This window comes from Flavobacterium ranwuense (assembly GCF_004349315.1).
In the GTDB taxonomy this organism is placed as follows: domain Bacteria; phylum Bacteroidota; class Bacteroidia; order Flavobacteriales; family Flavobacteriaceae; genus Flavobacterium; species Flavobacterium ranwuense.
Window position 1 is genome coordinate 427,789 of the sequence record NZ_SMLH01000002.1, and the last position, 16,206, is coordinate 443,994.

General features: G+C 36.9%; 8 protein-coding genes. All 8 read right to left on the reverse strand.

Annotated elements, in window-relative coordinates; translation table 11 throughout:
- Positions 1-186: 186 nt before the first annotated feature.
- Entirely contained in the window at positions 187-3,411 is a 3,225-nt protein-coding gene (locus E0I61_RS06435; RefSeq protein WP_132070194.1) for a LamG-like jellyroll fold domain-containing protein, read from the reverse strand.
- A gap of 97 nt (positions 3,412-3,508) precedes the next feature.
- Positions 3,509-4,699 (reverse strand): AGE family epimerase/isomerase, encoded by a 1,191-nt coding sequence (locus tag E0I61_RS06440; RefSeq protein WP_132070196.1) that lies wholly within the window; start codon positions 4,697-4,699, stop codon positions 3,509-3,511.
- Positions 4,700-4,808: 109 nt separating this feature from the next.
- Positions 4,809-6,920, reverse strand: a complete 2,112-nt coding sequence (locus E0I61_RS06445) for a GDSL-type esterase/lipase family protein (protein WP_235832075.1) — start codon at positions 6,918-6,920, stop codon at positions 4,809-4,811.
- 115 nt (positions 6,921-7,035) lie between these two features.
- A complete protein-coding gene (locus E0I61_RS06450; protein ID WP_131993628.1) occupies positions 7,036-8,280 on the reverse strand; it encodes an MFS transporter in 1,245 nt (414 codons plus the stop codon).
- Positions 8,281-8,350: 70 nt separating this feature from the next.
- Positions 8,351-9,523: a kelch repeat-containing protein gene (locus tag E0I61_RS06455; RefSeq protein ID WP_131993625.1), complete on the reverse strand. Its 1,173-nt coding sequence runs from the start codon at positions 9,521-9,523 to the stop codon at positions 8,351-8,353.
- Positions 9,524-9,552: 29 nt separating this feature from the next.
- Complete coding sequence (locus E0I61_RS06460; protein WP_131993622.1) at positions 9,553-10,473, reverse strand: dihydrodipicolinate synthase family protein; 921 nt, start codon at positions 10,471-10,473, stop codon at positions 9,553-9,555.
- Between the two features lie 244 nt (positions 10,474-10,717).
- Positions 10,718-12,298 carry a RagB/SusD family nutrient uptake outer membrane protein gene (locus E0I61_RS06465; RefSeq protein ID WP_132070198.1) on the reverse strand — a complete coding sequence of 527 codons (1,581 nt, stop codon included), beginning with the start codon at positions 12,296-12,298 and terminating at the stop codon, positions 10,718-10,720.
- Positions 12,299-12,306: 8 nt separating this feature from the next.
- Positions 12,307-15,750 carry a SusC/RagA family TonB-linked outer membrane protein gene (locus tag E0I61_RS06470; RefSeq protein WP_205728742.1) on the reverse strand — a complete coding sequence of 1,148 codons (3,444 nt, stop codon included), beginning with the start codon at positions 15,748-15,750 and terminating at the stop codon, positions 12,307-12,309.
- Positions 15,751-16,206 lie beyond the last annotated feature (456 nt).

Genomic DNA, 16,206 nt, shown 5'->3' on the forward strand with positions numbered 1-16,206 from the left:
CAGAAAAATTGATTTGTATTGCATTTGTTTGTGTAATTGCCGAGTGGGAATAAACAAAAAATGCACCAATAAAGAGAAGTAACTTTTTCATATTTATGGATTTTGGATTAGAATTATTAATTTAAAAATGAGGAATTCAAAAAATAGAATCGTCCTCTGACAATGCGTTGAGAATTATTACAATATTTATTTCTTAATCACTTTACGACTAATAGTTGTATTTGTATCGCTTACTTGTAAAATATAAATACCGTTGGTTCGATTTCCTAATGAGAATGCCTTGTTAGTTTCTAAATCATTTAGAGTCACTTTTTGAAGCATTTTCCCTGAGAGGTCTAATATTTTGACAGTTACACGGCCTTTTGCATTACTGACTTTGACGTTAAACAAATCATCTGTTGGATTGGGATCTACCTGTACGTTGAATTTAAGGTCTGTATTGTCTTTTATATTCAGTTCTGTTTTTAATGTTGAATCGGTTTTAAGAAGTGGGCCATTAGGGACGAAAGTATCTGTTCCGTTGCTTAACCAATTTAAGCTGAATCTGGCAAAATACATTTGGTAAGTTGAGCTTTCTCCATTTTCATAATAGATTCCCAGTGTTCCGTCAGGCAATACCGTTAAACTAGAATAAGCAGATGCTCCAGGAAAAATTGTTTTTCTGATTGGCCAGGTCGCTCCTTCATCGGTACTCATTAATACCGATACATTGGTTCTGTTTCCTGCAAAAGGAATGGTATGCAACAAACGGTCTTTATCGTATCCGTCCAGAGTTGAGGTATAACGTATAAAGTCGCCGTCACAATTTGGGTCGGTTATATTAGCCTGATTGTATGCTGTACCCCAAGAAACACCTTTGTTTGTTGATATATTAAATCTGCGGGTTCCGGAATTACGGATACTCATCATCAGATTTCCATTATTCAATTCGACAATTTTTGCTTCATCGCCTCCTGCTTCGGCAATACCTGTTGATGGTGTCCAAGTGATACCGCCATCAGTACTTGAAATCATGTAATTATTTATTCCTCCTCCTGACTCTCTGACACAAATGGCAGCAACGATACGACCATCTCTTAATTGATGCGCTCTACCAGAAGCCACAAATACACCTAACCAATTTTGGGTAATTGGATTACTACAACCAGCACCGTAAATTTGATTGGTGATATCTATTGGCGCACCCCATGTAACTCCATTATCAGTACTTCTGCAATATTTTATTTTAATTGGATTTGTTGGTGTTGATGCAAAAAATCCTAAATCGGCAGCAAGTAAACAGATTAAATCGCCACTTGCGCTATCCATGACCAATGCAGCATCTCCGACTCCTGTTGGCGCACCAAAATTGGCAATGGTCACAGGCTCTGACCATGTTTTTCCATTATCTGTACTTCGACGCACCACAGGATCAATTTTTGCAGCCAAATCTCCGGCGTGATTCCATCTTTTGTCAGTTACGGTTACTAATGAACCATCGGCTGCTGTAATGATAGCTGGAATACGATAGTTTAATGACCCGGCATCCCCAGGTGTAAATAAAAGGGTATTGGCCAATAAAATTACTCGGTTACCGGAAACGGTATTCGCAACAGTATTGTAGGTTATGGAGTTGGCAACGATTGATTCACAAGTTGCATCCAATAGATTTCCTTCGGTTACTCCGGAAGCTACATCATAAGTAATCCAAAAGTAATTATCTCCAGAGGTTAATATTTTAGAACCATTAACGACTAAGTTACCGGCAGCAGGAGTGACATTTCCAAATAGGGTAGCTGTTGTAGCATTAAAAATAGCATTGGTCCCACTGGAATAGACTTTAATATTGGTGACATTAACAATATTAGTAGTACCATTCATGGTGAAGTTTAATGCGCTCACGGTAAGTGGATTGATGGTTCCGTTTGCAGCAACTTTTACAGCTACAACACGTTGGTCTGTATCTCCCATACCCGTTGGAAGTTCCGTTTGAACCAATGAAACGCTGTTGATTTGCATCGTATTCGTTTGAGCAATTACCGTGGCTCCGCCATTTAGCGTACCGGGATGGCTGTGACCAGAAATATCTGGGACAGTAACTCCATTTATATTTTCAAAGTCCCATGCGGCTAATAAATTAGCTTCTGAACCTGTTATGACGGCTGTTTTATCAGCAAGTACTTCTGTAGCTGTCATTGCTTTGCTCCAGAAACGGATGTCATCTATTTGGGCATTCATATAAGAAGCAAAATTGCTGAGTGTACCAACGAATAAATTACCAGTATTAGAAACGGTATTTGCACCTCCGATATTTGTTGTAGTTTTGGTTTGTTGTAAAGCACCGTCCACATAAATTTTGCAACTCGTAGTCGCAACATCAATAACCATAACGAGATGATGCCAAACATTATTAGAAATATTTGATGTGCCATAAGGAGGTCCAGCAGCGCCAGCACTTGTTGTTAGATTAACTCCAAATTGCCCACCACCAGCAGGTGAATTATTGATAAACTCATAACCAATACCCGCACCGTTTGGTCGCTTACTCAGGATTCGTTTAGAGAAATCAGCTGTTTTAATTCTACAACTAACCGTTAAACTTTGTCCCGCAGCCAGATTAAAATCGGAATGATTAACAACAGACATGTAATCATTTATACCATCCAAAGATAAAATCATCGGGAAAGCATTTGGGAAAGAGGGAGTTCCAAAAAGAGTTCCTGCATGATTGTAACCTGAAACATCAGAAACGGTAGTGCCACTCACATTTTCAAAATCCCAGGCAGCCAGGAGGTTGGTTACAGGGCCATTTACTACAGCAGTCATGTCTGCCAGTAGTTCTGTTGGAGTCATTGCTTTATTCCAAACCCGGATGTCATCAATTTGACCAGCCCATTTGTAACTGTTATTTGTGTCAGAAGTAGCTCCGACAACAAAGTTTAATGCAGTTGAAAAATCAGAGGTAACGGATGTGAAAGTTTTCCCCGTATTGGCTAAAACACCGTCCACATAACCGTAAACTGTTCTGTTACTGGAAGCATCCAATACCAATGCGATGTGATGCCAAGTGCCATCTGCAATAGAATTTGCAGAATAACCCGCTGTACTAATGCTGTTAGGCGTTCCTGTACCTTGCATATTCATGGCAAATTTACCGGCATTTGATCCATTGCCAGTCCAAAATTCATATCCGTTGCCTGATGAGCCATTTCTTTTGGCAAATATGCGAGGAGTTCCAGTTGTAGTGGTTGTTTTTATCCAACAACTAATTGTTTTGTTTTGGCTTATGCCAAAGTCTAAATCGGCATGGTCAGCTACCGTCATATAAGTACTGGTTCCGTTAAGATTTAGCACTTTACCGCTTTGTGCTTTTAGGCTTATAACATAGATACACATAAAAAATGTACAAAAAGAAAGTAATAATTTTTTCATAATTTCTAATAGTTGGTTAAAATTGGTTTTATAGTTAAAAAATTTGGTATTCAATTTCAATAAAAAAACAATTGTTATAAGCCATTGCTAGTGGTAATTATAAGTCGCTATTCAAATATTCATTAAGAATCTGTAAACAGTACCATTCTTGTCGTGGCAAATGAAAAGGACCTTTGAACATATTTCCTTTGGCAGTTTGAGCAATAGTCCCATCTTTATGCAAATACCCAAACCATTCTCCATTTTCCTTATCGTGAAATTTGGCGTAAGCATAGTCATGAATCATTTTGTGCCATGTTGCATATTTTTCATCACCAGTCATGGTGTAGGCTAAAAGAGTTGCGATGATTACTTCGTTCTGTGGCCACCAGAATTTCATATCCTGCCAGTATTCCTGCACCGGTTTATCATATACATCACAGAAATATAAAATACCGCCATGTTCTTTATCCCATCCGCGTTCCCACATATAATCAAGCATTTTACAGCCTAATGCAATTAAATAAGGATCGTTATTTCTGTATTTTGCTTCGTGTAAAATAAACCAAGCGCCTTCAATGGCATGTCCTGGATTCAAGGTGCGGCCATCAATATGATCGACTATGGAACCATCTGGTGCCACTTGTTCCATTACACATTTAATATCGTCTTTTACAAAATCGCGCTCAATTTCGGCTATCCATTTGCTAATCCATTCATCACAACGGGGATCTCCAATATTTTCACGTAACTGTTGCGCCGTATTTATCATAATCATAGGCGTACCAATTCCTTTTGATGGTCTGTTAGTGGTGAATTTAGGTTCTAATAAATCGGGGGTAGTGGAGTATTCGATACATTTTCCGAATAAAAAACGGGCTTTTTCGGCAGCAGCCTCATCTCCGCTTGCTTTTGCATAAGCTGACATAGCAATAACTGCAAAGGTTTCCGAAAAATAATAACGGCGTTTGCGTATGGGCTGTCCGTCACGGGTTACATGAAAGAACATTTGTCCATCAGTATCGAAGCAATGTTTGTTTAAAAAATCGATACCTGCTTTAGACCCCTCTAACCATTCTTGTTTTGGTTCAACGGTATTGTAAAGTGTTGCCAATAACCAAGCGGCACGGCCTTGTATCCAAACGGCTTTGTCATCGTCAATCAAACTTCCGTCCTGATCCCGCATTAATAAATAACCACCAAACTCGGTATCAATAGAACGTGGAAACCAAAATGGAACGGTGTCATTTAATAATTGATTCTGATAAAACTCTTTCAGGTTTTGGAGATCTGTTTTTGAATAGCTCATTTTTTAAAAATATTTTATAGATTGGTTTTTAGAACACCTATCTGCTTATTTTAATTATTTATAGTGTCGAAACATCCTCACGAATGTTTATTTATTTATTTATCTTATTTTAATTCAGTTCTAACTTAAAAGTAGAACATGGCAAGCCCGCTTCGTTCACCAAATTGGCGGCAGTAAAAGGTTTCCAGGCATATAAAACTGTCGTTATTTTTTCTCCTTTAGGGATAGTAATAATGACTTGGTTTTTAATTATGGTTGCTTTGCTTTGAATATGGTTTCCTTTATCGGTTACTAATTCAAAACCAATTAATTCTTTTTTATCTGCTGTTGCCAGTTGTTTTGCAAATGCAAATGAAACAACGACAGTATTTTCTTTTTGTACTGCTTTCAAAGGGGATGGACCATTGGCGGTAACTGATTTTCCATAGGTATAGCGCAATGCCAAGAGCGACAAACGATCAGCGACTTCCTTTTTCTTAATTGGGTGTACATTGCTAACATCACCATAATCCATGCTAACTGCCATGCCACTATTTGGTATCTGTTTTTGCATTCTGTTTTGTGCGTCTCTAAAAGCCGGCCAAGTTGGACGGTCTATGCTGGACAATTGTACGTAATAGAATGGGAGGTTGGTTCCCCAGGCTTTACGCCAACTTTGAACCATTACTGGCATTAGATGTTCATACAATTCAATATTGTGCGCATTACTTTCCCCTTGGTACCAAATCACTCCTTTGATGGGAAAATTTGTAAAATTTGAAACTCCAGCTTCAAAATTATAAGAAGGATCATACGGATGGCGTTGTTTCGTATTGGTAGCGTTTTTCAAATTTACATCGGCACGTTCCCGAACCCAAGGCATAATAAAGTTAGATTTACGCCAGTTGGTCAATACATCAACTACTTTATCATCGTGTTCCAATGTGTATCTGTCAATCCAAGATTCTATCGGAGAACCTCCAACAGCAACTTGTATCAAACCAACGGGAACGTTTTCTTCATGGGCGATATTTTTTCCAAAATAATAGGCAATTGCCGAAAAATCTTTGGCACTTGTTGAATCACAAACTGACCAACTTCCCGAAAAGAATTTCAGTTGATTGGTTTTAACCAAAGTGATCGAATCCCAAGCTGTATCATCTGTATCACGAATCGCTTTGGCATTGAATAAACGTATCGTAGTATTGGCGATAGCTTTTTTTACTTCAGCTGCTCCGTTTTCTGAGTTTTGAAGTTGGAATGCCATATTCGATTGTCCCGAACAGAACCAAACATCACCAACTAGAATATTTTTTAAAACAATATTTTTTTCATTGCTTTGAATGCTTATTTCGTACGGACCACCGTGTGGCATGGTTGGAAAAGTAATTTTCCATTTTCCATATTGATCGGTTGTTGCACTCTTTTTTTGTTGTTTAAAAGTAACTTCGACTTGATCTCCGCCATTGGCAGTTCCATAAATTTGAATGGGTTGATTGCGCTGTAAAACCATATTATCTGTAAAAACAGCAGCTAGTTTCAATCCACCAAAATCTTTTGTAATATTCCCATAAACGGTTTGGGCTAAAATTGCCGCCCCTTCTTTTATAGGATGTAAGGTATCCGGAAAAAGATCTGGACGAGGATATAATTTTTCGTGTAAATCGATTAGGCCTACTTGATTTGCTTTTGCTATATTCTCGATATGGGATTGAATTTGCCAAAACCAATCTCTGGTTCCCGATTTAAAGCGGTAATGCTCATTGAAGATAGGCGTCATTCTGCAGATGTATATTTTTACAGCTGGATTTTGTTTTTTTAAAGTATCTATTAACCAAGAGTAGTCTGCATCAAATTCTTCTTTGTAATTAGGCCAATTTCTTGGGTCGGTATCATTTAAACCCAAATGAATAATGGCAATATCTGGGCTATATGCAATAGCATCAGTATATTCTTTTGTTTTATAATATGGTTTGTGACCTTTTTTTAAAAGGGTTGCACCACTATGGCCGAAGTTTTTTACCTCATATTTTTCTCCCATCATAATTTGAAGTTGTGATGGATAAGAATCGGTAGCCGGATTAGCTAAAAGATAACCCGCCGTTACAGAATCTCCAATGCAGGCCACTTTGATAGCTGTTTTTTGTGCAGCTAGTTCAAAATGACTGAATATAGAAATTAAAAACACGAATAAGGGAAGATTCCTTTTCAAATGATTCATCATGTTAGATAGATTTTTCAAAGAGTTTGACAATTTATCAGCCAAGGCGAAACACAGAGATTTCGCCTCAACGGATAAAAACTAACCAAAAACCAAACAATTTATAAAAACATAGTAAAGCTATGTTTTGAGAATTTTATGCGTCAACAAAGTCATTTACTTTTGGACGTAAAAAACTGATTTGAACAACCAAAGCAATTAAGACTACACCTGCCATAAGCGCAAAACCATATCCTAAAGTACCGCTATCAGAGGATTTTCCTAGCAATGAGGTTACTAAAGCACCACATCCCACTCCGGTCATATTTAAAACACCATAAGCAGTTGCCCTGTATTTTGAAGAAACAAATTGACAAAGGATTGGCATATTATTGGCATCAAACATTCCGTATCCAATACCAAAGAAAAGCCCTGCTCCAACGACATGAAATAATGAATCCCCAAAACCAATTAGCAATAAAGCAGGAATGGTTAAACTCAAACCAATGGCACTGGTATAAACCCTGCCTTTAACATTTTTCTGTACCCATCTATCCGATAAAATTCCGCCAAAAATCACTCCTAATAATGAAGAAAAGGAAATGGTGATAGTCGCTAGTGGACCAGCTTGTTCCATCGGGATTCCTAAGTTGTCAGAAAATAGGGTAGGGAGCCAGTTTTTAGTAGCCCAACCCGGTAAACTTATTATAGCAAAATAGAATAAGATAATCCAAAAAGAAATATTAGTAAATAATAATGCCAAGCCTTGAAGAACAGAAGGTTTTTTATTAGGCACAATGTCACTTATGTTAATGGTTTTTTCTTCAACAGTTTTTTTCTCTCTTAATAAGAAAACCAAAATAACTGCATAAACTACACCTGCCATTCCAAAATAATGGAAAGTAGAATGCCAAGAATAGGTAGCGGCAATTGTTGCTCCAAAACCCCCTAAGGCCGATCCCACATAAAGTCCGGTCATATGAATACCAATGGCAAGCGATCTTGTTTTTTGCTGGTGATAATCAGCTATAAGGGATAAACCTGCTGGAATATAAAGAGCTTCACTCACTCCCATAAGGGCTCTTAACCAATATACTTGATTATAAGTTGTAGCATAACCCATGGCATAAGTCACTGCTGACCACACAAATAAACTGCCTACAATTAACCATTTTCTGTTTAATTTATCAGCTATAATTCCAGATATAGGACTCATTAAAGCATAAATCCAAAGAAATATAGCCATTAAGCGTCCAAAATTTTCACCGGATACTAATTCAGGAATGTCCGCTTCCATTGAAGGACGCATAGTGGCTAACATTTGTCTGTCCATATAGTTTAACAATGCTACAAGCCATAGCAAGCCTACTACAATCCAAGGATAATGCTTTGTGTTTTTCATGTTTTATTTTTTTTAGTTTTAACTTTCTTTTTCGACATGAAAAAGTAGACAAAACCAATTATTTGTGTCGTTATTTTATTGTTCCTAACATGACATTAGGAGTACGAATTCCAGGTTTTACTTCCCCATTTGACAAGACAATTTCGTCATTCCATAGGACAGCTGTTGTTGTCACATGAGCAAGAAAAGGCAATTCGCCAATGGTAGACCATGAATCGGTTCTGGTATCATATAATAAGATTCCTTTATAAAAACCGTCATGATTTGTATTTAACTTATTCTTCTCTGCAGCCAGTCTCGCTTTTTCTTCAGGAGAATAGGCTAGTGCAATTTGGGATAAATAGGTTTCGATTTTATGAAAAGTTTCACCATTATCACCCCCAACGATTAGGATAGAATGATTGCCTACAGCAACACCCGCACCTGCTGAAAAGTTGGTTGTATTTTCCCCATCGGACAGGTTTGCACGACTTTCCCAGATTTGTTTTTTAATGTTAAAAACAAAAGTGGTATTGTGTAAATCACTTATGCCTGAAGGAGTTTTTGTTCTTCCTCCAATTACATAGATATTGGTTCCATTTTTGTCTTTCTGAACTACCGAAACGGAATTAGCGAGAGCAATAGGTAATTTTGGTAATGTTTTCCACTCCGGAGTGTTGCTTTTTAAATCAAGACTTAAAAACAGATCAGAAGATTTAGTCGCTTCATCACCACCAATGGCGTATATTACATTGCCAATATGTGTAAGGCCAATATTTGTAATATGTACTGGAAAATTGGGTAACGATTTTGTTTCAACCTTATTTTTGGATGCATTCCATTTTAAGATAAAAGCTTTATTGGAAAGCCCATTTTCATTTTCACCACCTACATATACGACTCCTAAATCAGTTGAAGTTGAACCACAATAGGCGATTGGTTCCGGTAATGTACTTTGTACCTCTTTGTTCCAACTGTATGTGTTGTTGCATTTCTGTAATACATGAATTTCTTTCGAATAATGTTTTTTTCCGCCTTCCCAAGGCTTTTTATCTTGGAAATTAGCACCTCCCGAAACAATTAAAACATCGTTAGTAACACCATTAATCGCACCAGCAAAACCTAATGAGATACTTCCATCAGCATTTTGTAATTGCGCTGCTTTTTTCCATTCAATATGGGTTATAGCTTTTTTTTGAGAAAGGGCATCAGTTGTCGACATAATCAGTAAGGAAAGAATTAGAGGAGAAAAATATTTATTCATAGTATTTGTTTTAATCTAAAGTGACTAAACTATTTTGATCTGAAATCTTCAAAATGGAGACTTTCAACATCTTTTTTGAACAATTCAAATTGGTCAGCACTCATGTTTTTAACAGGCAATCTAAATTCACCTAAATTTAGTCCTACCACTTTCATATAGGCTTTACCAACTGAAATTCCACCATATTTACCCAACAATCGAATCATGTTGATTGATTTTTGCTGCAAAGTACGTGCAGTAACCAAATCATTTGCATTAAAAGCAGCAATCAAATCATAGTATAGCGGAGCTGCATAATTAAAAGTACTTCCAACAGCACCTTTGGCACCTAATACTAATGCGGATAACATATTCTCGTCACGTCCCCAAAGCATGTCGAATTTGCCATTTTTATAACTCATGCAACTTTGGAAATCCATGAAATCTTCGTGTGTGTATTTTACACCGGCAAAATTTGGAAGCTTCTCGTCTAAGGCTTGTACTAAATCAAACATTGGTAAGTTTACGCCTGTCAATACTGGAATGTGATAGTAATAAAAAGGCATATTAGGAACACTTTTCCCAACTTCGATACAGGCTTGTGCCAACATATCAACATTTGCAGGTTTGAAATAAAATGGAGCAGTTAATGAAACAGCATATAAACCTATTTCATACGCATGTTTAGCTAAGTCAATGCAATCCGTAAGGCATGTTCCTCCTAAGAATACCATTACTTTAAAGTCGGCATCATGGTTAGAACAATCTGCCCAAGCTTGAGCAACCGCTTTTTTCTCTTGTAAGGTAATAGAAACGCCTTCTCCAGTTGAACCATTAATAAAAGCACCGGTTATTCCGTTACGTTTTAGAAAAGTATAGTAAGCCGGAATTAGGCTAACGTCTAATTTTCCATTGCTGTCAAAGGGTGTAAAAGGAGCTGAGATAAGCCCTTGTAAGTGTTCAATTTTCATGAGATATTTTTTTAGTATTCTTTTTTATGCTTTTTAATTAGGACGGAAACTGTTGAATTTCCAGCTTTATCTTTAAATCTCCAATATAAGTTTTATTGTATTTTTTCAATTGGTGTCCATGTTAGTTTGCTAAATCATTGATTTATTTGGACTAACTTAAATACTCAATTTATAGGAATTTTGGTTACATTCTTTTAAAAAGAACCGACAAGTTTTCTTTGTCGGTTCTGTAATAAAAAAACTATTAAGTTCCTTTGTAACCTGGATTTTGGGCATCTAGTCCTAAAGTTTGATCAGTAGTTAAAGTAAATAGGTCTATTGGCCATAGCAATTTATGGTTTTGACCCGCAATATTTTGCAATACACCAACTAAAGGTAAACCTGAGAATGCTAAAGGATTTCCGGAAGCATCTTGCATACGACGTAAGTCATACCAAATTTTTCCTTCGCCCACAAATTCTTTTTGTCTTTCAACGAAAATAGCCAATTCGTTTTGCTCGAATGAACCGTTTACATATACTGGAGCAACACCACCACCACCAGCATAAGCTCGGGTTCTGATTCTGTTAATTTCAACAGATGGATCCTGACCTTGTTTGTTTTTAATCTCGGCTAACATTAAGATAGCTTCCGATAGACGATAAATAGGGAAATCATCTGTAAATGCACGGGCACCACTAACAATAGTACCGATAAACTTACGCAAGTTGGTAGCTTTTACCGCACCTTTGTTAAAGTTTAAGAAAGTAACATTTGCTCTAGTATCAGCAGCATCATATTTAGCATATAATTCGTATTTATACTCATAACGAATAATGGTTCCACCACCATTTACTTTTAGCGGATCACTGGCAGGAATGGCTACCCCTTTGTCGTCTACATAACCTGATAATGGATCTGTAATGGCGTAAATAAATTGACTATAGCTATTGCTAGCCTCTCCAAAACCATATCTCATGGCGAAAATAATTTCATTGTTTCCTTTAATTGCAGGTATGTCGGCTGAATTAAATACGTTTGCAAAGCTCGGTTGTAAACTATATTTAGGTATAACAGCTTCCATAGCTGCTCTGGCAATCGCTAAATCAGCAGTTGTGCTTGTAGGTGCAGCACCGTCAATTTTAACTTTGGCAGACCATAAATATACTTCGCCCAGTAACATTTGTGAAGCTGCCAAAGACCACTGTGCTTTTTGCATTTTAGTGGTATAATTTCCAGTAAAATTAGCAACGGACTTATTTACATCTTCTTTGATAAAGTCTAAAGTCTCTTTCTCGGTCGCGGTACGTGGCAAATAGGCATCTTGGGATGAATTTGGCAAGTTGATGGCTATTTTTGGCTCTTTTGCCAAAGGCACTCTTCCATAGGTTCTGTATAATTGGAAGTAATAGAAAGCTCTTAAACCATACGCCTGGCCTAAATAGTAACTTTTATCAGTCGCTACCAAATAATCGGCTTTTTCTACCTGATAAATAAAATTATTTACCTGAAATATGGCGGCATAAAATCCTGCCCAACCTGAGATACCAGGAGAAGATTCTCTTAAATCCTGACGAACAATAGACCCTGAGTTTAAAGATGCCGTTCCAGTAAAACTGGTACCGTCTCTTAGTGTACCTCCTCTTAGTTCCCCTAAGGTAAACAATGTAAATTGATAGTTTCTCAATTGTTGGTGCAAACCAACCATCGCTCCATCCACTTGAGAGGGAGTTTTCCAAAAGGCTTCGGTGTTGAAATAATCTTCTGGGGCTAAATCCAGTTTGTCGCAAGCATTAAACGTAATTGACAACGCCAATAATGCAAATCCTAATACTATCTTTTTCATATCTTTTTTTATAAAATAAATTGAACACCAAAGATTATTGTACGTGGTAATGGATACCCTCCCGTTACATTTATCCCTTGATCTGTTTTCTCTGGAGTGAATAAAGTTGATTTACTTAAATACCCTAAATTTTGTCCGGTTAAAGTAAATTTAATTCCTTCTATTTTTACCTTAGTTAATAAATCAGCAGGCAATGAATAGGCTAAACTGATTTCGCGGAAAGCTATATAATCGGCTTTATTATAGAACATACTTGAGGTACGGAAGGTGTTGTTTTTAAACAATTGATCCGCCCAGTAGTAAGTTGGGTATTTGGCATTTGGATTCTCAGGAGACCAAGTGTCATTTACTGCTGTGGTAGTGTTAAATGTTCCTTGAGCGTTACTTAAGAACCACTGATTCGGTCCATCGAATTGAACATGACCTAGAGCATAGTCAAAACGAGAGCTTAATGAGAATCCTTTGTATTTGGCGTTAAAACCAAAACCACCAGTTACTGTTGGTACCGTACGACCCATATATTGTCTGTCATAGGTATTGATAATACCATCCCCGTTTACATCTTTCCACTTCACATCTCCTAATGCTATAGGAAAATGCAATGCTTTTTGAGCTGGAGTCATAGCGTTGAAAACGTTTGGATGAACTAAAACTTTGGCACCAATTAAATCTCTTAGTGTTAATGCATAAGAATCTAATTCTGCCTGGGTTCTAATAATTCCTTCGGCAACATAGGCATAAGCTACGTTTGGATCTTGACCTTCTTGCAGACCGCCAACCCATATTAAATTACCGTCTTTATCATAAACCTGACTTCCACCAACTCTATTATTTTCTAAACCATTGGTAGGTAATTTTAATATTTTGTTAACATTGTAAGCTGCATTTGCATTAAAATCCAATGAGAAATCGGAGTTTTTAATAACTCTATAATTCAAATCAACCTCTAGACCTTTGTTTTGCATATTCCCTAAGTTTGTTGTAATAGACGTTAAACCAGCGGTAGCCGGAAGGGCAAAGCTTGAAATTTTATCTTTTGTCTGTCTGTTGTAATAAGCAACAGTAAGGTCTAATCTATTGAATAAGCGGGTTTCTAAACCAAATTCATAGGTTGAAGAGCGTTCCCATAATAAATCAGGAAAAGGAAGCCCTCCTAGTAGATACCCTCCAGTCCCATCGTATCTTACAGACGGATAAGAACCTTGTAATTGATAAGGTCCAATAAGATCATCACTAACGTTTCCGTTTTGACCGTAACTGGCTCTTAATTTTAGGGTATTAATTATTTTTGAATCGCTTAGGAAACTTTCTTTATGCATATTCCAACCCACAGATACTCCAGGGAAATTACCCCAACGGTTGTTTAGTAATTTAGAGTATCCATCACGTCTTACAGTAAAAGTAGCTAAGTATTTATCATCATAATCATACGTGACACGCGAAAAGAATGATAAAATACGTTGACTTGTATGGTAGGTGTCTATAGATCTTCTGTCTCTTTCGATACTGGTGTATTGTAAATCCATAAAATCATCAGATAGCGCGCCTGAACCCGAGGCGAACAATCCGTTTGAATAGATATCATAATACTCCGTACCTACCATGGCATCAACATGGTGTTTTCCTAAGAAATCACTGTTAAAATTTAAAGTACCATTATAGGTTTGACTGAATGCTCTTCCGTAGGAAGCAGATGAAGCACGGGTTCTATTAATATTGTTAGGACTCGCTAAAAAATCTTTGTTGAAAGACTCATTAAAGCCTTCATTATAAAACCAGTTAGCACTAGTTCTAAAGCTTAGATTTTTTAATAAATCGGCTTTAAATGCTTGAGACATTGTAAATTTATCGGATTGGTTTTTACGGATAAACTTATCATCGTTAACGGCCGGGTTACCATCTTGAGAATCACGACCTACCAATAAATCTCCATTGGCATTGGTTCCTCTCATCGTTGGTGGTGCCCCCAGTGCTCGGGTCAAATAATTACCTTCACCAGTTGTTTGTGCATCTCTCCATTTAGCAGTTGCAAAGTTCAAACTGGAAGTAGAGGTTAACCAAGGTTTTACTTTATATTCGCCATTTAAAACAAAGGTCATTCGTTTGTAGAAAGTGTTAATAGGCAAACCTTCCTCATTATAAGAGCCAATACTTGCATAATAACTGCCTTTTTCGTTACCGCCAGTCATGGCTACATTAAGGTCTTTGGTTATACCTTGAGGTCTAAGCGCATATTTTTTATAATCAAAATCTTTAAAAATGATTTCTTTATTGGTTCCGTTTGGATCGTAAGCCCCAGCTGCATTGGTGCGAACCGGATCAATCATACTTTGCCAACCTTGACCTAATAATTCTTGATTAGCAGCATTTCTAAACATAGGGCTCCATACCGCACCGGAGTTTTTGTTTCCGTCAATAATGTTTCCGTTTGCATCTTTGTAAAGATTTCCAGTACCAAAAGGACCAGTGGAGTTCAATTGACTTAAACGGCTGGCATCATAAGAACCTGATGTTTGAATGGCTTTTCTGGACCAAGATAAATAGTCTTTTGCGTTTAAAAATTCAAAAGGAATATTTAGGGTATTGATACCTAGTTTGGTGTTTATGGTGATGTTTGAAACACCTGCCTTCCCTTTTTTAGTGGTAATCAAAATCACTCCATTGTTGGCTCTGGCACCATAAATGGCTGTTGCAGAAGCATCTTTTAAAACTTCGATAGAAGCAATGTCGTCTGGATTGATTTCGCTAAAACTGGCTCTTAAAAAGCCGTCAACCATTACTAATGGAGACCCACTACCATCGTAATTAGTACCACCACGTAAAGTAATAGTTGCAACAGCACCAGGACGTCCTGAAGCCTGTTGTACTCTTAAACCTGGAATGGTACCTGCTAAGGCCGAAGCAGGGTTGGAGCGCATTCCAGTTTCCAATACTCTATTGTCTAGTTTTGATACGGAACCGGTTATTTTCGATTTCTTTTGAGTTCCATATCCTACAACAACAACTTCATCCAGGTTCTGACCTGATTCTTTTAAGGTAACTGTAATTGGGGAGTTTCCAATAGTTAATTCCTGTTGAATCATACCAATATAAGATACAATAAGTTTTGTAGCATTATCAGGAACGGTCAATGTAAAATCACCATTAAAATCGGTCTGTGTTGAAACATTAGTTCCCTTAACAACGATGTTAGCTCCCGGTAAAGGATTTCCGGATTCATCAAGTACCTTACCCTTAATTTGTTTTTGAATTAGAGATAATTTAATTGTTGTTCTGTCATTTTCTACTGTTACAATTCCGTTTTTTTCGGATAAAGTAACCGTTCTAGTAGATTCAGCTGCCGATACCTGCATAGTGAAAGGTATTAAAAACAGGGGCGTTAATTTGATAACGTTCCCGAATTTTGGCGAAAGCCAATATTTTTTCGGCTTGCTTTTTGGTAGTAATTTCATACTTTTGTAATGGTTTGGTTAATAATAATTTTTCCTTCGTGGTCTTATTTTTCTTTTCCAAGTCTATATTCCTTTGTATTAAGGAATCAGCCAGCAGTGTTCGCAGCATCTGCTGGTTTTTTTATGAGAAACAAAAAATTAATTATAAAAATAGGTTTCCCCGTTTTATTCAAATTACTATGACATTACTTTTAAAATTCAGCTGTAATTTTAAAATAGGATCGTTTCTTTCTAAATGGCAATATTATTTCTTAGTAATTGTAAATTTTATTCAAAAGTTCTCAAACAAAAACTTGTTTTTTCAAATGATGTATTTACAACCATGTCAGTTATTCAAATGAAGAAATAAGCCTGAAGACTAAACTATTGCTAAAATGGAGGATTCCTTTTTGGCGATAGTAATTTCATTTCCATTTTATTCAAGTGAACTAAAATAATTTTCGTGACACTTTTATT